Below are 26,858 nucleotides of genomic sequence, written 5' to 3'. Positions count from 1 at the left end.
TATTCTCGTTTCTCTTTTAAAGGACCATTTTCTCAATTGGGCAGACTAAAATTCCTTCTGCTCCAGCTTCTTTTAGTTGGTCGATGACTTCCCAAAATTTATCTTCATCGATAACAGAATGAACGCTGCTCCAACCTTCTTCTGCTAATGGCATAACTGTTGGACTTTTCAATACAGGAAGAATTTTACTGATTTCTGAGATTTTATCATTGGGTACATTCATCAAAATATATTTTGATTTTCTTGAACGTAAAACCGATTGGATTCTAAATTGTAATTTAGCTACTACTTGTTTAGCTTCCTCTGTAATTTGAGGTGAAACCGCTAAAACAGCTTCACTTTTTAAGATCACTTCTACCTCTTTTAAACCGTTTTTAAATAATGTACTTCCGCTTGAAACGATATCTACAATCGCATCTGAAAGTCCGATGTTTGGGGCAATTTCAACCGAACCTGAGATTTGGTGAATGTCTACAGAAATTCCTTTTGAAGAAAAATAATCCACAACCGTTTTTGGATATGAAGTGGCAACACGTAGTCCGTTTAAATCTTGAATAGAATTGTAGTTGAAATTCTTTGGAACCGCTACCGAAACTTTACATTTGGAGAAACCTAATTTTTCTGCAATTTGAATATTTTGACCTTTTTCAACCAAAAGATTATCGCCTACAATTGCAATATCAACTACACCATCAATCAAATATTGAGGAATATCGGAATTACGTAAATAATACACTTCTAAAGGAAAATTGGAAGCGGTAACTTTGAGTTGGTCATTTCCATTGTACACTGAAATTCCACAATCTTTTAAGATTTGAATACTTTCATCGTGAAGGCGGCCTGATTTTTGAATAGCAATTTTTAATGTGTTCATTTTTAATTTTTGTTTTAAAAAAGTACACCAAGGGATTTTAAAAATGCTTAACAACAAAAAACCCGCTTGATGTACTCAAACGGGTTACTGATTATATGGATTAATTACATAGCATCATTACTTCGCTTGAGCGGAGGTATGATGATGATGATGTAATTGATTTAAAAACATAATTTCTGTTATTATTTAACACTGCAAATGTAACAACTAATTTTTCGAATAAACAAAAGTTTTTGAAAATTTATATTTTGTTTAGTGATCATCGTTGTCTAATTCTTGCTCTTTATTTTCTATTGAAGCGTTGCTATTATTAGCATTAGCTCTAATTTCGGTATGACGAATTTCACCACCAGAAGTTCCAACAGACTTAGACAAAACTGCAGCGCCAATTGCTAAAACCAAGACAACATAAGAAACAATTGATGCTTTTGCATGTTTTTTCACATTGGCAACTAAGCCTAAAATCGAAAGAATTCCTAAAACATAAAGAACTTTCATAAAGGTTTCAGCAATTTCTTCATGTTCGTGGATGATTTCTTTTGAAATACCTAATTCTTCAACAATTTCTTCAGCTCCTTCTCCTGTCATCATAGTAGCTTTTGCCATAATCATACAAACAATAAAAATGACATAAGCTGTATTAACTAAAATAGTTTGTTTTTTAATGATTCCATAAGCTAAAATTCCTATTCCAAAGAATAATCCAATAATCGGAAAATGGTTAAAAACCATGTGTAAATGTGCGTCGTTCATAATTTTTATTTTTTAATTAGTTAAATCGAAAACTCCTTTGGTTAGAATTTTTGAGTTTTCATTGATGGCTTCGTTTGATAAAATCTCAACGAATTGTTCTGATTTTTCGCCAATGTTTACCAATGTTTTCTTAAAAATATAATTGCCTTTATTTTCTTGTAATAAAAGTACGAAATTTTTGTTGTTTTCAGTGATTAATGCATCAATAGGAATTCCTAACCCTTTTTTAGAACTAATCACTATTCCAGCTTCAACAAACATTCCTGATAGTAATTTAACTTTGTCAGTTGGATTTAAAACTCCAAAAACGGAGATGGTTCTATCTTTATTTTCAATCGATTTTCCAACCAATTGTACTTTTGAAGTAAAAACATCCTTACTAGCCTCTGGAATGGTAAAACTAATATTTTGGCCTTGTTTTACATGTAAAATATCTTTTTCGAAAATGCTTAAATTTAAGTGTAAATAGTTGGTATCTACAACTTCTAAAATTACATCAGATGGTGACATGAACATCCCAACATTAGCATTCATAACGGTAATGTCTCCCGAAATTGGTGATGTTAACGTGATAACGGATGTAAATCTTCCCTTTTCAACATTTGCTGGATTGATGTTTAGTAAAAGTAATTTTTCGCGTAATCCTTGATACATTCCTTTTGCTTGGCGGTAATCGCTTTCTGCTTTTAGGTAATTCTTTTGTGATGTAATTTTTTCATTATACAACGTTTTCTGACGCTCAAATTCTGATTTTAAATAATTAATTTGTTCAGCTACTTCTACATAGTCTTTTTGAATGTCTAAATATTCTGTGTTTTCCAATGTTATTAAAGCTTGTCCTTTTGAAACTTTATCACCAACCAATAACTTAGTTGCTTTTACATAACCGCCAATAAAAGGTGTTATTTTAGCTCGATATTGTGGTGGAACATCTATTTTACCTGATGCTTTTACTGTAACATCAAAATCTTGTTCTGATGGTGAACCAACAAGCATTCCTGAGGATTTAAATTGTTCTGCAGTAACCGTTATTAATCCATCATCTTTTACCGTTTCTTCTACTACTTCGTTTTTACATGAAATAGTAAAAGTTACTAAAGCTAGTATGTATAAAATCTTTTTCATTTGAATTTTTATAAATTGATATATTGTAAATCTAATTGTGTCTTGTTGTATTGAATAACTGCGTCTAAATATTCCACTTGAATAGTTGTAGCATTTTCTAAACTTAAAATGTATTGAAAAAAGTCAATTTCACCATGTTTATAGCTACTATTGGCAACTTTAATAATTTCTTCAGATACTTTCTTTCCGTATTGATTATAGTAATCGATGGCTTGTTGGTATTGATTTAACTCGCTACTCTTTTGATTAATATAAGCATCAATTTTTGTTTGTTCGTTTTGCTTTTGTTGCTCCCAAGCTTGAGATTCTAATTTAGCTACTTTTGATTTGGCTATGTTTCCATTAAACAAAATTGGAACTGATAATCCAACTTGAAAACCATACAAAGATTGTGAAATTCCAGTATTTTTCCCTTGAAAATATTCCAGATTTAAATTGGGTAACCAGTTTTGCTTTTGTAAACTTTCATTTGATTTATACTTTTTTGTAACACTTTCTAAATAAGAAGTATATAATTCTTTACTTGAAGTATTTTTTAAATTAATTAATGGTTTAATTTCTAATGATTCTATCACTATTTTTTCATCACTTTGTACTAATGATTGTAACAATTCTAACTGAGCTGCTTTGGCTTTATCTATTTGAGATAACTTGGTTCTAATCTGTCTAAATTTTGCTTCAGCTGTAATTTTTTCTAAGTAGTTAGTTTCGCCTAATTCAAATCTTCTGCCGCTTGCTTTAGAGAAATTTTGATACAAACTATCCAAATACTGGTACAATTTTTCTTGATGCTTTAAATAAACGATTTCATTATATACTTTTGAAACTTCAAGAGAAAGTTTATTCTTCTGGATTTCAAAACCTGCTTTTTCTTTTTCATACTCAGCCGAATATACTTTTCGTTGTGCACCATAAACTGTTGGAAAAGCAAATGATTGTTGCGCTCCAAATACTTTCAAAGGCTGATTATTTAAAGCTAAATTATTCTGATCGTAACTGTAATACACATTCGTTTTTTCAAAATCATATGCTAGTTTTATTGCTTCTTTTGCTTTATCAACTTGCAATTGACCAGATTTTATATTTTTATTGTTGGTAATTGCCTTTGAAACCAAACTATCTAATTCTGGATTACTTTGTTGGCTATAGCCTAATAACGAACTGAATAACAAAAAGATGATGATATTATTGTTTTTCATTTTTTTGAATTTTAGTTTTTTCTCTTCTTTTTCGTCATAAATTTTGAATAAAACAGGTAAAACTATTAATGTTAAAAGAGTTGCAGTTATTAATCCACCAATTACAACGGTTGCTAACGGACGTTGCACCTCTGCTCCTGCTCCTGTTGAAATGGCCATTGGTAAAAATCCTAATGCAGCTGCGGCGGCTGTTAATAATACTGGACGAAGTCTATCTGTTGTTCCTTTTAAAATCAGTTCATTCATGTTTTTCATGCCGCTGTGTTTTAATTCTTTGAAATGTTCAATTAATACAATCCCGTTTAGCACTGCAATTCCGAAAAGAGCGATAAAACCAACACCCGCTGAAATACTAAATGGTAAATCGCGTATCCATAGAAATAAAATTCCTCCTACAGCAGAAAGCGGAATAGCGGTATAAACCATCATTGCTTCTTTGATAGAACCAAAAGCAAAATGCAGTAAGATAAAAATTAAAAACAAAGCAATTGGAACGGCAATCATTAATCTAGCTTTAGCGCTTTCTAAGTTTTCAAATTGACCACCGTAAGTAACACGATATCCTGGAGGCAAATCAACTTTAGCTTCAATAATTTTCTTAACGTCATCAACAACACTTTGTAAATCGCGGTTTCTTACGTTTATTCCTACCACAATTCTTCTATTGGTGTTATCTCTTGAAATTTTTGCTGGCCCTTCTGTATATTCAATTTTAGCTAGTTCTCGTAATGGAAGTTGCGCTCCATTTGGAGTAGAAACATATAAATTGCGTAAATCTTCAATATCCGTTCTATTGGTTTTATCTAAACGAATGACCATATCAAAACGTTTTTCGCCTTCAAATACATTTCCTACTACTTTTCCAGCAAAACCTAAAGCAATCATTTCATTCAAATCGGCAATATTTAAGCCATAGCGAGCGATTTTACTTCTATCGTATTGCACAAACATTTGTGGTAAACCTTCTGTTTTTTCAATGATGATATCCGATGCACCTTCTACATTTCGTATAGCTTTTTCTACTTCATGCGCTTTTTTGGCTAAAATATCTAAATCTTCACCAAATATTTTAATCGCCACATCAGAACGAGAACCTGAAATTAATTCGTTAAAACGCATTTCGATAGGTTGCGTAAACTCGATTTCCATATTTGGAATTTGTTTTTCTAAAGCTTCCTTAATTTTATCTGCCAATTCATCTTTTGTTTCAGCTGAAACCCATTCTGATTTTGGTTTTAGTTTTATAATGACATCACTTTCTTCCATACTCATTGGATCGGTTGGTACTTCGGCAGCACCAATTCTACTCACCACTTGTTCAACTTCAGGGAAATTTTTAAGAATTATTTTCTCGATTTTAGTCGTAGTTTCAATGGTTTTAGATAGTGAAGTTCCTGTTTTTAAAACGGGTTGAATTACAAAATCACCTTCATCTAATTGAGGAATAAATTCGCCACCCATGGTTGAAAATAAAGCTATCGCCATGAAAAGTAATGCAACCGCACCATATAAAACTTTTTTGGTATTGTGTAAAGCCCATTTGATTACAGGCAGATACCATGAATTTAATTTATTGATTAATCGTTGTGAAAACGAATTTGGATTTTCCTTTTGTGGTTTTAGAAATAATGATGCTGCCACTGGAACATAAGTAAAGCAGAACAACATAGCTCCTAATAACGCAAAACTAAAGGTCATTGCCATTGGTTTGAACATTTTTCCTTCTACTCCAGAAAGCGATAAAATCGGGATAAATACAATCAAAATAATTAACTGACCAAATATGGCCGAATTCATCATTTTAGAAGCACTTTTATACGTAATTTGATCAATTTCATATTGACGTTCTTTTTTATCCAAACCAACCAAATGACTTGACTTACTTACGATTTGAAAAGCAATGAATTCTACAATAATTACAGCTCCATCAATAATAATTCCGAAATCGATTGCTCCTAAACTCATTAGGTTGGCATCAATATTAAAAATATTCATAAACGAAATTGCAAACAACAAACAAAGCGGAATTACGGAAGCTACGACTAATCCAGAACGCCAGTTACCTAATAAAAGAACAACAACAAAAATTACGATTAAACAACCTAAAATTAAGTTTTCGGCAACGGTAAATGTTGTTTTTCCTACTAATTCACTTCGTTCTAAGAATCCGTTGATGTAAACGCCATCTGGTAATGTTTTTTCAATTTCTGCTACTCTATGTTTTACATCTTCAATTACTTTTTTTGAATTTCCATCTTTAAGCATCATGACTTGTCCTAATACTTTTTCTCCTTCTCCATTTCCAGTTATCGCACCAAAACGATTGGCATGACCAAATTGTACTTTCGCCACATTTTTAATGTAAATAGGAGTTCCTGATTCGTTTTTAACAACTATATTTTCAATGTCTTCAATTGAGTTGACTTTCCCTTCACCACGAATAAAATAACTTTCATTGGTTTTTTCAATATACGAACCTCCTGCGATGCTGTTATTTTTTTCTAAAGCTGTAAACACATCAGAAGTTGAAATATTCATAGCTTTTAAACTAGCTGAATTAATAGCAATTTCATATTGTTTTAAAAAACCTCCCCAAGTATTAATTTCAACAACTCCTTTTATTCCAGACAATTGACGCTTTACTACCCAATCTTGAATGGTACGTAAATCGGTAACAGAATATTGATTTTTGAATTCTGGTTTGACTTCTAAAGTATATTGGTAAATTTCGCCTAAACCTGTTGTGATTGGTCCCATTTCTGGAGTTCCAAATCCTTCAGGAATTTTCTCTGAAGCGGTTTTTATTTTCTCGGCGATAAGTTGTCTTGGTAAGTAAGTTCCTATTTCGTCTTCAAAAACTATGGTTACAACAGATAAACCAAATTTTGAAATAGAACGAATTTCTTTCACACTTGGCAAATTGGCCATTTCAATTTCTACCGGATACGTAATATATTGTTCAATGTCTTGAGTTGATAAATTTCGAGATGTTGTAATAACCTGCACCTGATTGTTTGTTACATCTGGAACAGCACCAATAGAAATTTGAAAAACAGAAAACAATCCAAACCCAAATACTCCTAAAGTAAAGAGTAAAACAATAAGTTTGTTTCGTAAACTAAAAGCAATTATTTTTTCTAACATTTTATTAAATTTAAAATAAACAAATAGCATTTATCATTTTAAGATAAACACAACTGAATCATCATAAATGAATCAATTAAAAAAAATATTAGAATAATTTAGGCGGTAACCAAATTGAAGCAATCAAATTGGATTCAAAAGATATATTATAGAAGAATTTCTTTTTAGCTGAAATTAAAGGCTTTACTACTTGAATTTGATAGGTAATCATAGAAAACACAAATAGTATGCTTGACGAATTATCAAATGTTTTAAAAGGTAAATCTTGATGATCATGATTGTTTTCGGCATTTTTAGAATAATGCGAAACAATGTAATCAATAAATGAAATTGAATCTGTTGTCAATTCATTTTTATGCTCGTTGTAATGTTCAATTAAGTTAGGAACCTTCAATAATTGTCCTATCGATGTGTTGGCACACATAAATACTGAAATTAGGAAATAGACAATTAACTTATTCACTTTATATTTTTTAAGTAGTTATAAATATACTAAAAACTACATTACAAATCTAAAGAATAAAAATAAGAAAAAACTTAAGAGCTACTTAAGTTTAGATAAAGGAAAGTTTAAAACAAATTTTGTTCCTTGGTTTAATTTGCTTTCAACTGTGATTTCCAGTTTCAATAAATCGCAAAGTCTTTTTACAATAGACAAACCTAACCCAGTTCCTTTAATTTCTGGATGATTAGAAACATCGGAACGATAGAACGAATTGAAAATTTTATCCAAATCATTTTTGGCAATTCCAACACCATAATCGGTAATTGAAAAAGTAACTACATCACTTGTTTTTTCTAATTCAATTGCAATTTCACCATTAGGGTTTGAGTATTTTATGGCGTTTGAAATTAAATTACTAATAATGATTGAAACTAAATAATTGTCAGAAATCAGGTAATAATCTTCTGAAAACTGGGTTTTAATTTTAAGTTTTTTACTTTCCGATTTCTCCGAAAAACGAGTTAAATTATCTAAAACCAAAGCATTCAGATAAATAGTTTCTTGCTTTACATTTTGCTTTTGATTTTCAAAACGAGCCAAAAGCAATAATTGGTCTACCATATGATTTAATCGATCGACTTCAGAAATACAGAATTGAATTTTTTCTTCATATTCTTGTTGATTTCTAGGCTTTCTGATTAAAACCTCCATTGTTCCTTTAATCACCGCTAGAGGTGTTCTTAATTCATGCGAAGCATCAGAAGTGAATTGTTTTTCGCGGTCAATGGCGTTTTCAATACGACTAAGCAGATTATTTATGTTTTCAGATAAAACGAATAATTCGTCTTTATTTTGAGGTAACGGAATACGAGTTTGTAAATTATCTTTGGTGATTTGGCTTGAAGTTTCTATAATTGTTCGGACAGGTTTAATACTTCTTCCTGCAAAAAATCGAGCAATTAAGAACAGTAAAATGAGGATTAATGGAAAGGTAATTAGTAGAATATTCTTTAAAATCAGAACAATTTCAAAATCTTCTAATGACATCGCAACTACTAAATAACCAACAACTTCCCCTTTATTTATAATTGCAGTTTGTATTTGTCTTACCGGAATATTATTTAACTTGGTATCGATAAATTCGTTGTTGCTATTTGGAAAAAGTTTTAGGTTCGAACTTTTTAGATTTGGAGATTTATCAATTAGAAGTTTGTTATTATCGTAAAATTCAACAAAAACAGGATTCACGCTAATAGAATTGTGTTCTCTTGCTCTCCATTGGTCCACCTGAATTAAATAAGTATCATTTGAATCTGTAGAAACATCATCTAAATGTTTGTATAATTCTTCCTGAATTTCTTCATTAACGTGTTTATTAACACTATACTTTACAATATTATAAATGAATAAAAAAACTATAGCAATAAGAATGGAACCACTTACAATGTAGTTAAAAGCAATTCTATTTTTAAATGAAAAAGATAACATAATTAGCGTTCGATGGATTCAAAATTAGGCTCAATATGTATTAAAACATGACCTAATTCCATTAGTTGTTCTCGTAGTGTATCTTTCAGAATATGTGAGATATCATGTCCTTCTTTTACCGAAATAGTACCATCAACCATAACGTGTAAATCGACGTGATACTTCATACCAGCTTTTCTAATAAAGCATTTTTCGATGCAAATTACACCATTTACTGTTTGAGAGATACGTTTGATATCGGCTTCTAAATCATGATACAAATGCTCATCCATAATTTCTCCTAAAGCTGGACGAAAAATTTTATAGCAGTTATACAGAATAAAAACAGAAGCTAATAAAGCCGCCCAATCATCAGCTGATTCATAACCTTTTCCTAAAATTAGTGCAATTGAAATACCAATAAAAGCGGCAACAGAGGTAATAGCATCACTTCTATGATGCCAAGCATCGGCTTTTAATGAACTACTTTTAGTTTCTATGCTTTTCTTCATTACAATTTGAAAAGAAATTTCTTTCCAGATAATGATTGCACCTAAAACAAAAAGTGTGAAAGGCTTTGGTAATTCGTGTGGTGTTCCAATATTATTAATACTTTCGTAAGCAATAATTGTAGCTGAAATTATTAAAAACCCAACAACTAAAAATGTAATCAAAGGCTCTGCCCTACCATGTCCATACGGATGATTTTCATCGGCAGGTCGATTAGAATATTTGATACCGAAAAGCACTAAAAACGAAGCAAAAATATCAGTCGTAGATTCAATTGCATCGGCAATCATTGCATAAGAATTACCAAAATAACCCGTTATTCCTTTTATTAATGCTAATAAGGTGTTTCCAATGATGCTAAAGTAAGTGGCTTTGATTGCTTTTTCTGTGTTTGGCATGCTAAATTTCGTTTGCTATATACTTCTTTATTGTCCACAAAAACTTAAAATTTTGTTTATCAATTTTAATATTTCCTAAAGTTAAAACTTTTATTTCATCTATTTTAGTAAAAACATTTTAATCCGATTTAATAATTCACTAAACGAGAATTGCATTTTGATTTAATCTTTTACTACTACTCTTTTTATCCTAAAATAGTTTATTGTTGAACAAATTTAATTCCAAAAGTGACAATATTCGCATTTAAACCATCATTTCTATCATAGTGATTGAATCTCAAATCCATACTTTTTAAACCGAATTTCCAAATTTTAGCATTGGTAAGAATATCAGTATATCCAACTCCAAATCCATATTGATTTGCGTTAAAAGTTGACAAATCATAATCAGACGTATAATATTTTTCTGTAGATAAATGCGTTTCAAAAGGAGCAAAATATTTAGATGCAACTTGCACATAATAACGATACATTGGGAATACCGTAAATCTATCCGTTAATTTAATAGGCAACTCAATACTTGCGGTATGAGAAGTAATTCCCCAATCATCCCAATAATAGCGATAATAAGTTCTTATTGTTAATCTTTCATTTAGGTAATAGTTTAATCTACCTCCAAATGGTAATTTAAAACGAGTTCCAGGTAAACGCTCTATATCATCAGCTAGTTGATAAACTCCTGTGTTTTGGGTAGTTTCATAAACTGGAATGTATTGTGCTTCTCCAATGTAATAATTGGCTTTATCTGCAAAATAGACTCTGTGATATGGTGTTGAAAGCATTCCTTCTTGATGCAAAACATCAAAGAATACTGAAAATTGCATTTTTCTTGTAGCTACTTGTGAAAAACCAAAAGAAAGTGAATATGAGTTTCTATTTGTTTTATCCCATTGATTAAAATCGCTAGGAAGGTAACTTGTTGTAGCATTTTCATTTTGATCTAAAACGATAATACCTTGAAAAAAACCTTCATTTAAAAAATTGTTTCCGTATTGTGCATATTCGTGTAACTCTGTTGGATAAATAGGACGCCATTGATCTAAATAAACATTGCCTTTAATACTTACTTCCGAATTTTTATTGTTGAATAATTTACTAATTCCACCTCCAAAACCAATAGAAGTATAATCATATTCGTTTGAAAATGCCACATCAGCATTCCAAATTAGATTTCTGTCGTCAGAACTATGGCTATAATTTACTACAACAGTGCCCAAGGCATCTTGTGCTGAAGCTCCAGAAGAAGCTTGCCACGGTGTACCATATGGACCAATAGGATTTACTCTGTCATCATCATCGTCATCATCATCGTCACCACCACCAGATGCACCTGAAGCATTAAATGGATTAATATTACTAGATGAAGCAGAGGTATAAGCTGAAATTCCCATATCAACTGTTAATACATCATCCTCGTTTAAAGGAATTGCGACAACAATATTTGAAGCCAAATCTGTTAGTTTTTCAGAACCTATCCCTCCCGAAACAGAAGAATGAACTCCATTTTGTTTGTAATAACTTACTAAAAAATCAACCTCAATTCCTTCTAAAACTCTTTTTTTATAAGCCACACCAGTTGAGTCACTTTCTTGAGAAAAAGCAAAACTATTAATTAGAGTAAATAAAAAAATTATTCTATGAATCATCTTAGCTTAATTTCATCAACTAACCGTTGTTTATGTATGGTAGATTTGATTTTGATTTCGGTGTTCTATATGCTAAATTTCATTAGCGATATAGCCTACTCCTCTAATGGTTTTAATTAATTCTTGGTCTTTTGTAAGATTTAATTTTTTGCGAATAGCATTCATAAAAACATCAATGACTCCTGTATCGTATTCAAAATGAATATCCCAAACATCTTCAATAATATTGGTTCGGGTGCAAACTTGACCTTTATTTTTAATTAGATATTCAAGTAATTCAAATTCTCGTTGTGTCAATGATACTTCTTTATTGTCTACAAAAACTTGAAATTTTGATTTATCAATTTTAATATTTCCTAAAGTTAAAACTTTTATTTCATCTTTTGTTCGGAAATGAATTTTGATTCTTTCAAGCAATTCATCAAACGAAAAAGGCTTTTTTATGTAATCATTTGCACCTGCTTTTAAACCTTCAATGGTTTCTTGAACTGTATCTTTAGCCGTTAAAAAAATAATAGGCAAATTTGATTTTTCTCTACGGATGTTTTTACAAACCTCTACTCCTTGCATTTTTGGCAACATCCAATCTAATAAAACTAAATCAATTGGAAGTTCTAAGGCTTTTTTTAATCCATCTGCACCATCAAAAGCTGAAGAAACGGTATAATTTTCCTCTTCTAAACCTTGTTTTAGAAAATCAACAATTCCTTTTTCGTCTTCAATAATTAGAATATGCATGATAAATTAATGTTATTGTACAAATTTAACCCCAAAGCTAACAATATTAGCACTTAAACCATCATTTCTGTCGTAATGATTAAAACGTAAATCGATATTTTTTAGTCCAAACTTCCAAATTTTTGCATTGGTAAAAATGTCGGTATAACTAATCCCAACACCATATTGATGCGCGTTAAAAGTCGACAAGTCATAATCTGAAGTATAATATTCATCTGTTGAAATATGACCTTCATATGGCGCAAAATACTTTGAAGCTCCTTGCGAATAAAAGCGATACATCGGGATTACAGTAAATTTCTCTGTCAATTTATAAGGTAATTCAACATTAAGCGTGTGTGATGTAATATCCCAATTATCAAAATAATAACGATAATAAGTTCGCAATGTTAATTTTTCATTCAAATAGAAATTCCATCGTGTACCAATTGGTAATTTAAATCTCGAATCTGGTAAACGTTCAATGTCATCTGCTAATTGGAATTCATTAATAAAGAAATCATCTTTGTCAGCAAAATAAACACGTTGGTATGGTGTTGAAAGTAAGCCATTTTGATATAAAACATCTAAGAAAAACGAACCCTGTATTTTTTTAGTCACCACTTGCGAAAAACCTAAACTCAAAGCAAATGAATTTCTATTTTTTTGATTGTGCTCTTTGAAATTAGCAGGATTGTAAACTTCTGAAGAAATTTGACCTGGTGTAATTACGAAATCGTCATAAATTCCACCATTCATTCCACCATAATCGACAAAATCCTGTAATTCTTTTGGGTAGATAGGCTTCCAAGTATCTAAATAAACGTTTGCAGCAACTGAAACTTCAGAGTTTTTTCCGTTAAATAATCTCGAAACACCACCACCAAAACCAATGGATGAATAATCGTATTCCACTGAACCCGAAATATGTCCGTTCCAAATGGTATTTCTATCATCAGAACTATGACTGTAATTTAAAACCAAAGAAGTTAACACATCTTGAGCAGAAGCTCCAGAACTCGCTTGCCACGGACTTGGCGTATTACTATCAAACGGATTAATATTTCCTGAGGAAGCTGACGAATACGCTGAAATTCCGGCATCAACGGTTAATACGTCATCGTCATTTAAAGGAATTGCTACTACAAATGTTGGGGTAAGATTTGTTAATTCTTCCATACCATTTCCACCAGAAACTGCAGAATGAATACCGTCTTGTTTATAATAACTCATTAAAAAATCTACCTCGATAGATTCCAAAACACGTTTTTTATACGCTACATCAGTTGAATCTTTCTCTTGAGAAAAACCAATTAGCGCACAAAATGCAAATAGTAGGGTTATTTTATTTTTCATTTTTTTCAATTAATTGCATCCACAACCACCACCTGTTTTTCCACCATTTGCACCAGAAGCAGCTTCGCGATACACTTGAAAAGTAGTTTCAAAACGCTCTGAACTTCTGGCAGAAAGTTTCATTTCTGGATCATTGATATATTGTTTGTCGTATTCTTTTACTGAATTGCATGAAATAGCTGAAAAAACAACTATTACAACTAAAATTATCTTTTTCATTTACTGATATTTTTTAATGTCTATATTTTTTGATACGTGAATTGTGCCTTTATCATCAACAATAATGCAACCTATTCCGTTTAATTGATTGATTAAATCTAAACCAACTTCAACTCCTAAAACGAAAATTCCTGTGGCTAAAGCATCTGCTAATTCGGTTTGTTTTGAAAAAACGGAAACACTTACAATTCCTGAGGCAGGATAACCAGTTCTCGGGTCGATAATATGTGAATAGCGTTTTCCATTGAAGGTAACAAACTTTTCATAACTTCCTGAAGTTTCAACCGCACTATTATCTAATGGAAACGTGGCAAATACTTTATTTTTGTTCATTGGATTAATAATTCCAACTGTCCAAAGTTCACCACTTGGTTGTTTTCCCCAAGTATTGATATCGCCTGAAACATTGACTATTCCGCTTTTACACCCTTTTTCTTGAAGTAAAACTTTAATCTTATCTGCTATATAACCTTGACCAATTCCACCAAGACCCAACTTCATTCCTTTGTTTTTAAGGAAAATTGTGGTGTCTTTTGGATTTAGAATTATGTTTTGATAACCAACTCTTTCAACCGATTTTTTAATAGCTTCTGGAGATGGCATTTCCTTCATACTTCCGTCAAATTTCCAAATTTTATCCATTGATGCATAGCTAATATCAAATGCTCCTGAAGTTAATTTTGAAATTTTAGTAGCTCTTTCAACCAAATCATATACTTCTTTATCTACTTTAACTGGAGTAATTCCAGCATTTTGATTCACTTTTGAAATTTGAGTCGTTGGAATCCAATCAGAAATTAAATTTTCAATTCGTTTTACTTCGGCTATAGCCAAATCAGTGTATTGATTTCCCTGAATTGAATCAGTAGCGACAACCGTAATTTCAAATGGACTTCCTAACAAATTTTGTTTTTTCTTAAAAATTTGTTGACCAAATGAACTACTTGTTGCTAAAGCAAATAAAAGAATTGCTACTACTCTCATTTTTTCTCTAATGCGTGAATCATTTTGATATATTCTTCAGGAGAAACATTTTTAAATCCCATTTTCCCTAATACTTTTCCGTTTTTATCCAAAACTACAACTAATGGAAAACTACCTTCCATATTGTATTTTTCTGCTAATTTTCTGTTGTGTTCTGTTTGTTCTTTTGGTAATTCATTGGCTTTCTTTCTTGGAAAATTGGCTTTAACCAAAACCCATTCTTCTTTTGCCTCTTTTTTAAAAGCTTCAGATTGCCAAATATTTTTATCTAATTTGATGCAAGGTGCACACCAATCTGAACCTGAAAAAACAATTACTACATTTTTATCTTGTTCGGTTGCTATTTTTTTTGCTTCTTCAAAATTAGTTTGCCATTCTTGTGAAGCGGCGAAATTGGAAATTGCTAATGCAAATAATAGAAGTAACTTTCTCATTTCATTTAAATTTATATCAAATGTAACGAGAATATCTGTTGATTTGTATTTTATTAAAAGGAAATTAAGCGAAAATTAAGTTAGGTGTATAAGCCTTTCGCTTCCGAAATTACATCTATTAAAACAGCATTATCTATTTCTTCAATAGAAAAATAACGCAACGATTTAACTGTATTTCTCTTTTCATCAACTAGTATTCTCTGGTTTCTTTTTAATTCAAAACCTTTGGCAAAGCCAAGATCTAAAAAACATTTTTTATGATTGGGAGCCAAATAACAAAATGGCTTTTTTTTATAATACACATACGGAATGCCCCATTTGAAAAGTAATTCTGAATGGGGTAACTCCTGCTCTACTACAGCTAATACATGTAACATCATCGCTTGGTATTGTTCGGGTTGACGGAGTATATATGCTTCTGTGGGTTTCATAGAAAATGATTTTTTCAAAAATAATGTAAAAAATGTTTGGTCAACTAATTATTTATCATTTACTTTGTTTTTCAAAGTACTTTAAAAATGGAAAACGAGAAATATCTTAACGACATTACCGAAATCAAAAATTTGATGAACAAATCATCACGTTTTATATCTTTGAGTGGTTTATCTGGAATTTTAGCAGGTTTTTATGCTTTAATTGGAGCATGGTTAGCTTATAAAACCATTTACTTTGATACTTCAACAATGGGTGCTTATCGTGATTTAATCATTTCTGAAGCTGCTGTAATTCGATTATTGATAATAGCAACATCCGTTTTGGTGTTGTCAATTGTAACTGGAATTGTGTTAAGCATCAGTAAAGCGAGAAAAAGTCATGAAAATGTATGGAATACCGCTTCAAAAAGATTGGTTATCAACTTTATGATTCCTTTGGCAACCGGTGGATTTTTTATTATCTTTTTAATCGAAAAAGACATGTTGGGTTTAGTTGCTCCATTAACTTTGATATTCTACGGATTAGCCTGTGTAAATGCTAGTAAATATACTTTAGGAGACGTTCGTTATTTAGGAATAACCATGATTGCTTTGGGATTATTATCGACTTGGTTCTTAGGTTATGGCTTATTATTCTGGGCATTAGGTTTTGGAGGTTGTCACATTTTATATGGAAGTTTAATGTATTTTAAATACGAGAGAAAGTAAGATGAAAAATCTAATTGTATCGCTTTTCTTTGGCTTAATTTTTATTTCATTTAATTGTAAAGAAATAAATAGTAAAGAAGTTGCTTTTCAAAATGGTGATATCATTTTTCAAACTTCACAATCTAAACAATGTGAAGCAGTTAAAATTGCAACCAATTCAAATTTTTCTCATTGTGGAATCATCTTTATTGAAAATGGTAAAACTTACGTATATGAAGCGGTTCAACCTGTTAAAATGACTTTGCTTGAAGATTGGATTTCTCATGGAAAAGATGCTAAATATGTTGTAAAAAGATTAAAAAACTCAGATAAAATATTGACTAATGAAGTTTTACAAAAAATGAAGTCATACGGAAAATCAATGAATAACAAAGATTATGATTTGTATTTTGAATGGAGTGATAATAAAATTTATTGTTCGGAATTAGTTTGGAAAATTTATAAAAATGGAGCCAATATAGAACTATGTAAAACCAAAAAACTGAAAGATTTTAATCTTGATAATCCATTGGTAAAAAGCATTATGAAAGAAAGATATGGAAATAATATCCCTTTCAATGAAGCTGTAGTAGCTCCATCTCAGTTATATGATTCTGAAATAGTTGAAACAATTTTCGACAACTTTTAACCTTTTTAACCTATAAACTTTTAAAAATGCTAAACATCATCCAAAATATCAACAAAGCCTTTGATCACCGAATTCGTTTGGGGATTATGTCGGTATTGATGGTGAATGAAAGTGCCGATTTTAATATGCTAAAAGAACTTTTAGGCGTAACAGATGGTAACTTAGCATCGCATACTAAAGCGCTAGAATTAGAAAATTACATTCAAATTGAGAAACAGTTTATTGGCAAAAAACCCAACACAAAATATAGTGCTACAAAAGAAGGAAGAATTGCCTTTACTTCTCACATCGAGGCGCTTGAAAAATTAATCAAAAAAAGTTAAACCTATTTTTTTATCTAAATACTTTGAAATTCAAAGTACTTTTAAATATTTATTATGAGAGATTTATTTATAGAAAAAATGTACGAACTCAGTAAAAAACCATATCAAAAATTCTTTAAAAAAGGAAAAGCTTGGGATATTGAAATTAATCAGTTGATACAACTTCCTAATGATAGCTTGGGATTTCACTTAGGTTGCTTTTTACTGAAATTTAATTTTGAAATCCAACCTAAGTTAGAAGACCATGATATTATTCACGTGCTAACCAACACTGGAATTTCAGTTGTGGAAGAAATAGGTATGCAATATTATTTGTACGGCAACGGTAAACGAAGTTTGTATTTGATAATGGTAATCGTTTCTGGAACACTCTTCTATCCTACTCGATTTTCGTATTTCAAACAACAATATCAAAGAGGAAAACAAGCACATGAATTCTACAGATTGGATTTTTTAAATATGCTTTCGATTCCACTAACTCACATTCAACAAACCTTTAATATTCAATAACATGAACAAACTCATTAACATTAGTATGACCATCGGAATTTTATTCTTTATCGGAATGGAAATCATAAAAAACCTATCATCAGAAATAAATAAACGAATCATTGTATTATGGAAAAAGATTTTTTAAAACTGCCATTATCAACCCAAATGGCAATTGTATCATTTGGAATTGGTACACTATTATTATTACTTCATTTCATATTTAAAAACTCTGATATAATAGTAACAGTCGGAATTTATTACGTCCTGATTTCATTTCTTATAAATGGTTTAATGCTTTTAAAACTCATAATTGATTGGATTACTGAACCTCTAAACAGACCTCAAATTGAGAGACAAGCATTAATTCTATTTGCAAATGTTCCTATTACATTCGTTTACTTTTTAATTGTAATCTATACTCTTTAAACACATTCACTTAATAAAACTATAAATCAAACATCATGGAAACACAATTTCAACAAGAACCAAAAGTATCGTTCTTTCAAACCACAACCGCTAAAATGATCATGGTTGGGATTCTAACCTTAGTATTAATCATTCCACTTGCTTTAGTGCAAGAATTAATTGTAGAGAGAAGTCAGCGCCAAAAAGAAGTTATTACTGAAACGACTTCCAAATGGGGAAATTCCGTTTATTTTTATGGTCCTATTTTAAAAGTGCCGTACAAAGACCCTATGTCGGGTGCCAATAATTATGCCTATTTCTTTCCAGAAACCTTGAATAACAAAACCGAAGTTACCATGGTAAAACCTTTGGAAAGAAGCATTTACAAATCGAATGTTTTTACCACCAAAATGCAATTTGATGGAAATTATACTACTCCTAATTTCGCTTCGAAAGGAATACCAGCCGAAAACATTTATTGGAATCGAGCTAAAATTATGATTCGTACCACGAATTTAAAAAGCTTGAAAGACGAAGTGAAAATGAAAATTGGAAATCAAAATTTAGCTTTTGAATCGGTTGCTAATAATGTGAACGATAGTATTGAAAGTTTAGAAACTAATTACTTTGATTATAAAACGATGGAAAGCAAAGCTTCATTTAATTTTACAATTTCATTCAACGGAAGTAAGCAAGTAAAAATAGTTCCAATAGGAAAAACTACCGATGCTAAAATGACATCGAATTGGAATTCGCCTAACTTCAATGGCAACTTCTCTCCTATTTCAAGAGAAATTACGGATAAAGGTTTTGAAGCAAATTGGAAAGTATTACATTTCAACCGTCCGTTTGCACAACACTATTTTGAAAGTTTACCAGAACTAGGAAAATACGCTTTTGCTGCAGATTTCATTACGCCAGTTGACGAATACCAACAAAACGAGCGTGCTTCAAAATATGGTTTTTTGGTAATTGGATTAACGTTTTTGATTTTCTTTTTGATTCAATCAATTAGTAAAATCAATATTCATATCTTTCAATATTCAATGATTGGAATTGCTTTAATTATGTTTTACACTTTGCTAATTTCGATTACAGAACACAGTACTTTTTCTTTTGCCTATTTAATAGCTGGAGCTTCCGTTATCATTATGATTTCTCTCTATTCGATTTCGATTTTAAAAGATAAAAAATTCCCTATGTTTATTGGAGCCGCATTGAGTGTTTTATATACTTTTATTTATGTGATTATCCAATTGGAAGATTATGCGCTATTAGTAGGAAGTATTGGATTATTCTTAATATTAGCAGCCGTGATGTATTTCTCTAGAAAGATTGAGTGGAATAAATAAAAACAAAACCTCCGATTGAAAATTATCAATCGGAGGTTTTTAAAGAGTTTAATAATTTTATCATATTCTCATAAGAAGCTACATTCATCATCCTAATTATAATATTTGAATTAAAAACTTCGATTTCTAAATCAAAACTTGAATTTAAATTTTTAAAATAATCTGTGATTACTTTCTCTTGAGTAGATTTTTTAATTATCTCTGTTTTATACCCTTTAATTATTTCGGTATTTTCATCAATAAATACATTCACAATATTATGAATTATGGGCTGTTTAATAAAACAATAATGTCCAGAAAATTTGAAATCCTTAACCCACAAAACAATATTTGTATTCTCATTTCTAGAGTGATACTTACTATTAATAGCTTTTGAAGTTGTATTAGCTATAAAAAAAGACAGATTATTTTTATGATACATATCTGTACAAGTCCAATCTTCAAAACTTGTAAATGTTATAGAGTTTTCTAAAAATTCAATTTCAGATTCGGAGAAGATTTGAAAATTAAATCCATTATCCAATAAATAATTTTTAATTAAGATAAACTCTCTTTCTAAATCACCATCTTCTGTATAGTATTTATTCAAAACATGCTCGGATGTTCTCCTATTTTCATCATAGAAAACAATTTCATCAGGTATTTCATCAGAATATTCATATTCATTCTGAGTTTCGCTTACTTTCATTTTTTCTCCAGTTAAAGGATCATCTAAAAGAGCAATAATTTCTTTATTTGATAATGGCTTTTCTTCTTTTTTTGCTAATCTTCTTTTTTGATCAATTTTAAGAACCCATAAACCAATAACAAAAACAAAAAAAGCAACTGAAAAAAGGACAATAAAACGTGTTTCCATAGAAATGAAATTAAAAAAACTCCAAATGAAAATTAGTTTTTAATTGGAGTTTTTTACTATATTATAAGTTAATTACTTTTTACTAATTAATGACTTCCCTCCGCTTCAATGGCATCTACATCAATGTTTTGTTTTTTTAGAATTCCCTTCACTAATACAGCAAATAATGTTAAATAAGCGAAACAAACAACTGCAACAATATACGATTGGTGAATTCCAATTATATCTGATAATTTTCCTTGTAAGGGAGGAATAATCCCACCTCCTAAAATCATCATTACTAAGAATGCCGAACCTTGAGAAGTATATTTTCCTAATCCAATAATTGACAAACTAAAAATAGAAGGCCACATAATACTACAAGCCAATCCACCAGATAAAAAGGCATAAATAGCAATTGTTCCAGTGCTAAACAATCCAATTAACATTGCAATTACACCAAAAGTTCCAAAAATCATTAAGGTTCTTGCCGGTTTATCTTTACTCAAAAAGAAAGCTATAATTTGAATAATCACACAAACGATATACCAATACAAGGGTTTCATATCTTTTCCAGAAATGATATTCACTCCTAAAATAATTCCGAATGCGATAATTGGAATAATCAGTAAAGCTAATGTTTTCTTCATTCCTTGCAAATTGAAAACACTGATAGCTCCTGCCCATCTTCCAATCATTAAACTTCCCCAATACATTGAAATATAAGGTGCAATTTCTGAAGATTGTAAACCTCCAAATTCATCTAATTTTAATAATTCACCCAAATTACTTCCAACAGCAACTTCTACTCCAACATAGGTAAATATCGCTAACATTCCTAAAACCAATTGAGGATATTGCATCGCACCCCAACCTTCCGATTTCTTTTTTGCGGATGTATAAGAAAACATCAAACCACCAACAACTACTAATAAAGCACCTGAAAGCCAAAGCATTCTATATTGTTCTAAATCTGAAAAATCTGCATCACAATAATTAGTTGTATCTAATTGATAGGTTTTAAAAATTGGCACAAAACAAGCAGCTAATAAAACTGTCATAATCACTAATGTTCTTAATGCTTTATTAGCCTTTTCCATTGGTTCGTTTGCAATTCCGCTAGGCACTTTTTTTGAAAACCAAAATAAAGCTGCAGCAGCCACGAATAATAAGCCTACTCCAACATATAGTAATACTACTTTATTAAGTTCTAATGTTTTAATCTGTTCGTCTGAAATGGATGCAGCTGTACCAAATAATGCTAATGCCACTATAATAGGACCTATTGTAGTTCCAAAAGAATTGATTCCGCCTCCAAGATTTACTCTACTCGCTCCCGTTTTTGGATCACCTAATAAAATAGCAAAAGGATTGGCTGCAGTTTGTTGTAATGAAAAACCTAAAGCAACTATAAATAATCCTACTAACATTCCCGCGTAAACACTTGCTTCAACGGCAATAATCATGGCGCCAGCTCCTAGTGCTGAAAATAATAATCCATAAACAATACTTTTCTTATAGCCCCATTTTCCTACGATATCTTTTCCTGATAAATCACCCAAAGCAAACAATAATAAGGCTCCTATGTAATAAGCGGTATAAAAAGCAAAATCAACCAACTGAGATTGAAATTGATCTAGTGAAAAATAACTTTTACAAAAAGGTATAAAAATACTGTTTCCAGCTGCGATAAATCCCCAAAAGAAAAACACTGTAATTAGTGTATATAATGCAGGATAATTGGTTTTGATTTGATTGCTCATTAGTTTTTGATTAGTTTTAACAAATATATACGTTTTATTATAAAAACAAAAAACCCGATTCACATCGGGCTTGTTATTATTTAGTAGCTATAGCTTCTTGTTTTTCGTCAACGTAATCTTGTAGATATTTAAAACGTTCTGTAAGTTGACCGTTTTCTGTAATTTTGGCTCTTTGCAAAATTCCATCTTTATCTCCATTAAAGAAAGCTGGAATTACGTGTTTCATGAACATTTCTCCAAAACCTTCACTAGCGTCTTTAGGTAATTCACAAGGTAAATTATCAACTGACATCACCATGATAGAAGCCGGATGAGTATACGAAACTTCTTTGTGTTCGCTTGGTAAGTATCCAAAGAAAGGCTCTGCAATTGTTGATGCTTTAATTGTACAAGCTACTGGTCCATCAACATCACAAGAAATATCGGCAACTACTTGAATTTTATTATCAGCTGCACGAAGCATATCACGAGTTAAAATATCTGGCGAACCGTTACCGTGAAAATGTCCAGCGATGTACATATCAGCAACTTTCGTAAAACGTTCAAAATTAGAAACGTAATCTTGTGGGTTTTTATAAAAATCAGTATTATCTAAAACCTGACCATCAATACGTTTGTTATAATCTAATACGTCGATTTGAGTGTAAACAGGTTCTGTATAGTTTTTATTTAAAAAGTCTTCAACACTTACTTGTTTGATTTTAATTCCGTCTAAAATCTCTTTAGCTCCCATTCCTACTTTACCATGTCCGGTAAGTACAATTTTAATATTTGGAAGCGTTTGGCGTTTTAGTCGCGCAATTAAATCTTCTTTACCACTTAAGGTTTCTGCTTTTGGTAAAGTGAACAAATCGTATTTGATTCCGAATCCTCTGAATCCATTATAAGCCCCTACTAATCCAGCATAACGACCAAAGCCAATTAATCTGTGATTGGTTGCATCTACAATAGTTTCATGATCGTATAATTCGATATTTTTATCTAAAATAGCTTTTAACAATTTGCGATTGTATGGCTGTTTTTTAATCGTGTGCGAAAAGAAAAAGTACTTTTTATTTGGAATTAAAGCCTCAACAGGAACTTCTTTTACTCCAAAAAGAACATCACAATCCGACATATCGGCAGTGACATTTAATCCTAAATTACGATATTGGTCATCAGAGAAGATTCTGATATCTGAACTTTCCACTTTTATTTCCGCTTCTGGATGTTCTGATTGTAAGCGTACTAACTCTTCTGGAGTAAAAACTACTCTTCTATCCGGTGGATTTTTTCTTTCTTTGATGATTCCAAACTTCATAGCCAACAGTATTTATAACTGAATATTGATTTAATGTTACAAATATAACTTTTTACTTTAGTTTGCACAATAGTTTTTTTATTGAAAAATTGGTAGTATTTTTGGCTCACTTTTTGAGTATAATATTATTCAAAAAACATTACTTATTACACATGGGGTCGACTGGTTTTGACAGCGAGTGGAATTGATTAGTAAGCACGTCGAGCATTGTATGTTTAGCTCGTAAATCCAAATGTACAAACCTATAAACGGCGAAAATAATTACGCTTTAGCTGCTTAATCTGAATTATAGTAAGATTTGCCAAGTTCCTACTAGGTAGGAAAGCTGGATTCTCCTCAAAAGCCTTGGTTTATGGCGGTTGGTTTAGGAGAACCGTAAATGTAAACCTAGAGAAGGTAATGCTTTAAATCCTTCTTGACACTGATAAAGCTAAGCTAAAAGTGGCGGTTTCTAGCCTTGCTTTTAGTCGAAAATTCAAGATGAAACTAAGCGTGTAGAAAGCTTTTTGATTGCTTGTTTGGACGAGAGTTCGATTCTCTCCGACTCCACTAAAGTGGACAACTCTATATTTTTGTAGATTTGTTCACTTTTTTTATTTTCTAAAACACTGTTATTCAGCATTATAATGCGTAAAACTTCGTTAATTCTTTGAGTTCGACATTTTTTTCCGTCAAAATAAATTTTTTCAGGAAATATCGAACTTAATAAAGCTTGTTTATCTCCAACAGAGCCATTATTATAAAAATTATTTAGATTACCTAGAACTGAAATACCTGACTTTAACCATTTACCATATGTAAGATCAGTAACATTTAATGCTTCAATTCTATCTTTTAAATCTCTTCTTATTCCTTCATAGCGTTGTAATGTTAACATATAATTTTCATTATCAATATTACCATCTACATATAGATCTTGAAGTTTTTGTATTCGAATATTTTGTTCATTCAATTGTGTAGTTAATTTATCAAGTGATAATTCATCTTCACCAGTTTTATTATTCAACAAATTTTTTACCATCAACTCATATAGTAATTTTGATTCTTTTGTAAACTGAAATTCTCCCAAAATAGATTCCATGTTATAATTAACATCTTCGCTTGGAAATCTTTCATTTTTACAATAATTACAATGATAGTAAGCATATCTTCTCCCAGTTGCACTTCTAGATTTACTAGCCGTTAACTTTGCATTACATGAAGAGCAAAAAAGAATACCTCTTAAAGGAAATTCTTCTCTTTGAAAGGAATATCCTTCTTTCTTATTTGATTTAACTCCATTTAATACATCTTGTACTTTAAAGAACAAACTATCAGATACAATTGCTTCATGAATACCGTTAATAATTTGAGTAGGTTCTTCACCTAGTTTTGGAATAATTATTTTACCCATATAAAATGGGTTTCTTAGTAATTTAGACATATTGCTTCTACTTACTTTAATTCCATTTTTTCTCAAATCTCTTATAATGTCACTCTGTGGTTTACCTTCGCTAAATTCTTTAAAAGCATTTTGGATTAAATTAGCATTATGACCCACAATAACAATTGGTTTGTTATTCGCATCTCTGGAATTCTTATATCCTAAAGGAGCCATTCTAGACCATCTTCCAGATTTAAGAGCTGCACGAATTCCACCTCTAATTTTTATTGATCTTCTTTCATTGTCGATTTCGGGAATAGCTAAAAACATTGCCAACATAGCTTTGTTTTCTGGAATTCTCATATCTATTGGTTGTTCTATAGCCTGTACCTCTACCCCATATTTTTCAAGAGTTCTTATCATTATTAGTGAATCTGTTAGATTTCTTGAAAATCTGTCCCAGGAAGTAACAAGCAATAAATCTAAAGCTCCTTTGTTTTTCTTTAAAAAAGCAAGAAACTTTTGATATTCTGGTCTGTTGAAATTTTTAGCAGAATGGTCTTCACGAAAATCTTTTACAATTTCAATATTGTTTCTTCTACAATAGGTAACTAATTGTTCATGTTGAATATCTAAACTATATCCTTTAGCTTGTTCATCACTACTTACACGACACATTATGACTGCTCTTTTCATAATCATTTTTTTTATAAAATTCTTCAACAGTTAATTTTGCATAAAACTCTAATAACTCTTTAATTTCTCTAATATTCTCGTCTGAATATTTAACTCCTTTTTTGTTTAATATTTTTTTACATTCTTTAAATGAAACCATGTTTATTACACATGTGCATCACTTTCGCTTTCTACGATAAGCTTACTATTTATTTATAGATCTGAGTTATTCAGTATCATAATTTTATTTTTTCGGTATCTTCAAAGTTTACTATATTTCCGTTAGCAATATCTATAGTTATCTTTTTATAATCCGCCTTTTTAATGTGATTGATTATTTTGCTTTCTAAAGCTACTTTTTTTATTGTAGTAACTTCAATTAATTCAATATTTCCTGTCTTGTATTTTACTTTTAATTGTTTAATTTTTTCAAAATTCTTTCTTATAATTTTTAATAACTTACTTTCTTGTTCCGTAAGTATCATTGTAAATAAATTATTTTTTATATCTTTTCTATTACTTAAAAATTTAGAAACATAATTACTTATTGGAATATTATAGAACGGAAAATTCAGAAAATCATCAACTAAACTTCTAACATTAGAGTTACTATATTCTTTTAACATTGTATCAGAAAAAGGAAGAAAATATTGCGATTCATCTTTTCTTATAAATAAAGAAAGTTGCTCACCTGTATAGATTATATTTACAATAAAAATATCTAAAAGATTAAAATTAAACTCTTTATGAGGATCTAATTCATTTAACTCTTTATATAGTTGAGAATACATTTCAAACTCTGTATTTCCTATAATTTTCTTTATCTCATCAAATAGTGCGATGTAATCATTTACTTTGAATTTATTTACAAGTACTTTTTTTAATACTATTATATCTTCGTTGTTACATCCAAAATCTTTTAACTGTTCTACAATTTTTATCCAAACATATTCAGAATAACTAATTTTATTCCAGTTTCCTTTTTCTGCTTCGTTGTATTCTGAAAGCAAATTAGATCTTTCCCAATTTTTTATATCTGAATAAACTATGTCGATCTCTGTTTTTAAAAATACTTTTTCCTGAACTTTATTAAATAAATCAGGTGCTTTCTCTAAAACGGAAAAGTAATCTGCAACGTTAATCATAGTAATATTTTTTAATACCCTACGAATTTATATAAAAGTTTGTAATAAAACAAACTTTTATATAATAATTTGAAAAACAATACAAACCAAATCTTTACAGGTAAGCTATAGGTCGTAAATAGATAAAAAACAGATGAAATTATAGATTTGTAAGTAGGTCTTAA

The 26,858-nt window shown here is 30.4% G+C and carries 25 protein-coding genes, 1 other RNA gene and 1 pseudogene; 8 read left to right on the top strand and 19 right to left on the bottom strand.

Features of this window, described 5'->3' with window-relative positions; genetic code table 11:
* Positions 1–16: 16 nt before the first annotated feature.
* The 14 genes from hisG to C8D80_RS02065 all read right to left on the bottom strand — a co-directional run bounded on the left by hisG (position 17) and on the right by C8D80_RS02065 (position 15,702).
* The gene (gene hisG, locus C8D80_RS02130) at positions 17–874 is read right to left on the bottom strand and encodes an ATP phosphoribosyltransferase (protein ID WP_133606888.1); all 858 of its coding nucleotides are present in this window, start codon (positions 872–874) and stop codon (positions 17–19) included.
* 252 nt (positions 875–1,126) lie between these two features.
* Positions 1,127–1,627: a hypothetical protein gene (locus C8D80_RS02125; protein ID WP_133606886.1), complete on the bottom strand. Its 501-nt coding sequence runs from the start codon at positions 1,625–1,627 to the stop codon at positions 1,127–1,129.
* A 12-nt stretch (positions 1,628–1,639) separates the two neighbouring features.
* Complete coding sequence (locus C8D80_RS02120) at positions 1,640–2,752, bottom strand: efflux RND transporter periplasmic adaptor subunit (protein WP_133606884.1); 1,113 nt, start codon at positions 2,750–2,752, stop codon at positions 1,640–1,642.
* 8 nt (positions 2,753–2,760) lie between these two features.
* Complete coding sequence (locus C8D80_RS02115; RefSeq protein WP_133606882.1) at positions 2,761–7,095, bottom strand: CusA/CzcA family heavy metal efflux RND transporter; 4,335 nt, start codon at positions 7,093–7,095, stop codon at positions 2,761–2,763.
* An 88-nt stretch (positions 7,096–7,183) separates the two neighbouring features.
* Positions 7,184–7,558 (bottom strand): hypothetical protein, encoded by a 375-nt coding sequence (locus tag C8D80_RS02110; protein ID WP_133606880.1) that lies wholly within the window; start codon positions 7,556–7,558, stop codon positions 7,184–7,186.
* Between the two features lie 81 nt (positions 7,559–7,639).
* Complete coding sequence (locus tag C8D80_RS02105) at positions 7,640–9,028, bottom strand: sensor histidine kinase (RefSeq protein WP_133606878.1); 1,389 nt, start codon at positions 9,026–9,028, stop codon at positions 7,640–7,642.
* Between the two features lie 2 nt (positions 9,029–9,030).
* A complete protein-coding gene (locus C8D80_RS02100; protein ID WP_133606876.1) occupies positions 9,031–9,915 on the bottom strand; it encodes a cation diffusion facilitator family transporter in 885 nt (294 codons plus the stop codon).
* 200 nt (positions 9,916–10,115) lie between these two features.
* Entirely contained in the window at positions 10,116–11,561 is a 1,446-nt protein-coding gene (locus C8D80_RS02095; protein ID WP_133606873.1) for a DUF3570 domain-containing protein, read from the bottom strand.
* Positions 11,562–11,633: 72 nt separating this feature from the next.
* A complete protein-coding gene (locus tag C8D80_RS02090; protein WP_133606870.1) occupies positions 11,634–12,299 on the bottom strand; it encodes a response regulator transcription factor in 666 nt (221 codons plus the stop codon).
* 12 nt (positions 12,300–12,311) lie between these two features.
* Positions 12,312–13,634: a DUF3570 domain-containing protein gene (locus C8D80_RS02085; RefSeq protein ID WP_133606867.1), complete on the bottom strand. Its 1,323-nt coding sequence runs from the start codon at positions 13,632–13,634 to the stop codon at positions 12,312–12,314.
* A 9-nt stretch (positions 13,635–13,643) separates the two neighbouring features.
* Complete coding sequence (locus tag C8D80_RS02080; protein WP_133606864.1) at positions 13,644–13,853, bottom strand: DUF4266 domain-containing protein; 210 nt, start codon at positions 13,851–13,853, stop codon at positions 13,644–13,646.
* Complete coding sequence (locus C8D80_RS02075) at positions 13,854–14,837, bottom strand: FAD:protein FMN transferase (RefSeq protein WP_133606862.1); 984 nt, start codon at positions 14,835–14,837, stop codon at positions 13,854–13,856.
* Complete coding sequence (locus tag C8D80_RS02070) at positions 14,834–15,271, bottom strand: thioredoxin family protein (protein WP_133606860.1); 438 nt, start codon at positions 15,269–15,271, stop codon at positions 14,834–14,836. Before C8D80_RS02070 ends, C8D80_RS02075 begins: the two co-directional genes overlap by 4 nt.
* Before the next feature lie 80 nt (positions 15,272–15,351).
* Positions 15,352–15,702 carry a DUF1801 domain-containing protein gene (locus C8D80_RS02065; RefSeq protein WP_133606858.1) on the bottom strand — a complete coding sequence of 117 codons (351 nt, stop codon included), beginning with the start codon at positions 15,700–15,702 and terminating at the stop codon, positions 15,352–15,354.
* Between the two features lie 87 nt (positions 15,703–15,789).
* Here C8D80_RS02065 and C8D80_RS02060 point away from each other — a divergent pair, with 87 nt between their 5' ends.
* Genes C8D80_RS02060 through creD form a run of 7 tightly spaced genes read left to right on the top strand, consistent with a single transcriptional unit; the run spans position 15,790 to position 19,613 of the window.
* Positions 15,790–16,413 (top strand): hypothetical protein, encoded by a 624-nt coding sequence (locus C8D80_RS02060; RefSeq protein ID WP_133606856.1) that lies wholly within the window; start codon positions 15,790–15,792, stop codon positions 16,411–16,413.
* A gap of 1 nt (position 16,414) precedes the next feature.
* Complete coding sequence (locus tag C8D80_RS02055; protein WP_133606854.1) at positions 16,415–17,041, top strand: YiiX family permuted papain-like enzyme; 627 nt, start codon at positions 16,415–16,417, stop codon at positions 17,039–17,041.
* Positions 17,042–17,067: 26 nt separating this feature from the next.
* Positions 17,068–17,364, top strand: coding sequence for a winged helix-turn-helix domain-containing protein (locus tag C8D80_RS02050; protein ID WP_133606851.1), 297 nt, complete (start codon positions 17,068–17,070; stop codon positions 17,362–17,364).
* Between the two features lie 54 nt (positions 17,365–17,418).
* Complete coding sequence (locus C8D80_RS02045) at positions 17,419–17,874, top strand: hypothetical protein (protein WP_133606849.1); 456 nt, start codon at positions 17,419–17,421, stop codon at positions 17,872–17,874.
* 1 nt (position 17,875) lies between these two features.
* Positions 17,876–18,001, top strand: coding sequence for a hypothetical protein (locus tag C8D80_RS12860; protein ID WP_262709734.1), 126 nt, complete (start codon positions 17,876–17,878; stop codon positions 17,999–18,001).
* Between the two features lie 20 nt (positions 18,002–18,021).
* Complete coding sequence (locus tag C8D80_RS02040; RefSeq protein ID WP_133606846.1) at positions 18,022–18,282, top strand: hypothetical protein; 261 nt, start codon at positions 18,022–18,024, stop codon at positions 18,280–18,282.
* 35 nt (positions 18,283–18,317) lie between these two features.
* A complete protein-coding gene (gene creD / locus C8D80_RS02035) occupies positions 18,318–19,613 on the top strand; it encodes a cell envelope integrity protein CreD (RefSeq protein ID WP_133606844.1) in 1,296 nt (431 codons plus the stop codon).
* A gap of 25 nt (positions 19,614–19,638) precedes the next feature.
* On the opposite strand, the gene C8D80_RS02030 is transcribed toward creD, so the two are convergent.
* From C8D80_RS02030 to C8D80_RS02020, 3 genes are all read right to left on the bottom strand, one after another.
* A complete protein-coding gene (locus C8D80_RS02030) occupies positions 19,639–20,469 on the bottom strand; it encodes a hypothetical protein (RefSeq protein ID WP_133606841.1) in 831 nt (276 codons plus the stop codon).
* Positions 20,470–20,555: 86 nt separating this feature from the next.
* Positions 20,556–22,211, bottom strand: coding sequence for an MFS transporter (locus tag C8D80_RS02025; RefSeq protein WP_133606838.1), 1,656 nt, complete (start codon positions 22,209–22,211; stop codon positions 20,556–20,558).
* A gap of 76 nt (positions 22,212–22,287) precedes the next feature.
* A complete protein-coding gene (locus C8D80_RS02020; protein WP_133606836.1) occupies positions 22,288–23,511 on the bottom strand; it encodes an NAD(P)-dependent oxidoreductase in 1,224 nt (407 codons plus the stop codon).
* Between the two features lie 154 nt (positions 23,512–23,665).
* On the opposite strand from C8D80_RS02020, the gene ssrA reads away from it, so the two are divergent.
* Positions 23,666–24,063, top strand: a transfer-messenger RNA (tmRNA) gene (gene ssrA, locus C8D80_RS02015).
* 742 nt (positions 24,064–24,805) lie between these two features.
* Here the strand turns inward: ssrA and C8D80_RS12885 are convergent.
* Positions 24,806–25,552 (bottom strand): annotated as a pseudogene (locus C8D80_RS12885) (recombinase family protein); the annotation flags it as partial.
* Positions 25,553–25,785: 233 nt separating this feature from the next.
* Positions 25,786–26,694: a hypothetical protein gene (locus tag C8D80_RS02000; protein ID WP_133606833.1), complete on the bottom strand. Its 909-nt coding sequence runs from the start codon at positions 26,692–26,694 to the stop codon at positions 25,786–25,788.
* Positions 26,695–26,858 lie beyond the last annotated feature (164 nt).

This window comes from Flavobacterium cheniae (genome assembly GCF_004363695.1).
GTDB lineage: Bacteria > Bacteroidota > Bacteroidia > Flavobacteriales > Flavobacteriaceae > Flavobacterium > Flavobacterium cheniae.
The sequence above is the reverse complement of the archived record's forward strand: the minus strand, read 5'-3'. Positions and strand labels throughout refer to the sequence as shown.

Excerpts from the sequence above, each read along its gene's own strand:
- C8D80_RS02105 (WP_133606878.1), bottom strand. The coding sequence starts at position 9,028 with ATGTTATCTTTTTCATTTAAAAATAGAATTGCTTTTAACTACATTGTA.
- C8D80_RS02025 (WP_133606838.1), bottom strand. The coding sequence starts at position 22,211 with ATGAGCAATCAAATCAAAACCAATTATCCTGCATTATATACACTAATT.
- C8D80_RS02050 (WP_133606851.1), top strand. The coding sequence starts at position 17,068 with ATGCTAAACATCATCCAAAATATCAACAAAGCCTTTGATCACCGAATT.
- C8D80_RS02000 (WP_133606833.1), bottom strand. The coding sequence starts at position 26,694 with ATGATTAACGTTGCAGATTACTTTTCCGTTTTAGAGAAAGCACCTGAT.
- creD (WP_133606844.1), top strand. The coding sequence starts at position 18,318 with ATGGAAACACAATTTCAACAAGAACCAAAAGTATCGTTCTTTCAAACC.
- C8D80_RS02075 (WP_133606862.1), bottom strand. The coding sequence starts at position 14,837 with ATGAGAGTAGTAGCAATTCTTTTATTTGCTTTAGCAACAAGTAGTTCA.
- C8D80_RS02030 (WP_133606841.1), bottom strand. The coding sequence starts at position 20,469 with ATGGAAACACGTTTTATTGTCCTTTTTTCAGTTGCTTTTTTTGTTTTT.
- C8D80_RS02065 (WP_133606858.1), bottom strand. The coding sequence starts at position 15,702 with ATGAAACCCACAGAAGCATATATACTCCGTCAACCCGAACAATACCAA.
- C8D80_RS12860 (WP_262709734.1), top strand. The coding sequence starts at position 17,876 with ATGAACAAACTCATTAACATTAGTATGACCATCGGAATTTTATTCTTT.
- C8D80_RS02120 (WP_133606884.1), bottom strand. The coding sequence starts at position 2,752 with ATGAAAAAGATTTTATACATACTAGCTTTAGTAACTTTTACTATTTCA.
- C8D80_RS02080 (WP_133606864.1), bottom strand. The coding sequence starts at position 13,853 with ATGAAAAAGATAATTTTAGTTGTAATAGTTGTTTTTTCAGCTATTTCA.
- hisG (WP_133606888.1), bottom strand. The coding sequence starts at position 874 with ATGAACACATTAAAAATTGCTATTCAAAAATCAGGCCGCCTTCACGAT.
- C8D80_RS02040 (WP_133606846.1), top strand. The coding sequence starts at position 18,022 with ATGGCAATTGTATCATTTGGAATTGGTACACTATTATTATTACTTCAT.
- C8D80_RS02085 (WP_133606867.1), bottom strand. The coding sequence starts at position 13,634 with ATGAAAAATAAAATAACCCTACTATTTGCATTTTGTGCGCTAATTGGT.
- C8D80_RS02115 (WP_133606882.1), bottom strand. The coding sequence starts at position 7,095 with ATGTTAGAAAAAATAATTGCTTTTAGTTTACGAAACAAACTTATTGTT.
- C8D80_RS02070 (WP_133606860.1), bottom strand. The coding sequence starts at position 15,271 with ATGAGAAAGTTACTTCTATTATTTGCATTAGCAATTTCCAATTTCGCC.
- C8D80_RS02125 (WP_133606886.1), bottom strand. The coding sequence starts at position 1,627 with ATGAACGACGCACATTTACACATGGTTTTTAACCATTTTCCGATTATT.
- C8D80_RS02045 (WP_133606849.1), top strand. The coding sequence starts at position 17,419 with ATGAGAGATTTATTTATAGAAAAAATGTACGAACTCAGTAAAAAACCA.
- C8D80_RS02095 (WP_133606873.1), bottom strand. The coding sequence starts at position 11,561 with ATGATTCATAGAATAATTTTTTTATTTACTCTAATTAATAGTTTTGCT.
- C8D80_RS02060 (WP_133606856.1), top strand. The coding sequence starts at position 15,790 with ATGGAAAACGAGAAATATCTTAACGACATTACCGAAATCAAAAATTTG.
- C8D80_RS02055 (WP_133606854.1), top strand. The coding sequence starts at position 16,415 with ATGAAAAATCTAATTGTATCGCTTTTCTTTGGCTTAATTTTTATTTCA.
- C8D80_RS02090 (WP_133606870.1), bottom strand. The coding sequence starts at position 12,299 with ATGCATATTCTAATTATTGAAGACGAAAAAGGAATTGTTGATTTTCTA.
- C8D80_RS02020 (WP_133606836.1), bottom strand. The coding sequence starts at position 23,511 with ATGAAGTTTGGAATCATCAAAGAAAGAAAAAATCCACCGGATAGAAGA.
- C8D80_RS02100 (WP_133606876.1), bottom strand. The coding sequence starts at position 9,915 with ATGCCAAACACAGAAAAAGCAATCAAAGCCACTTACTTTAGCATCATT.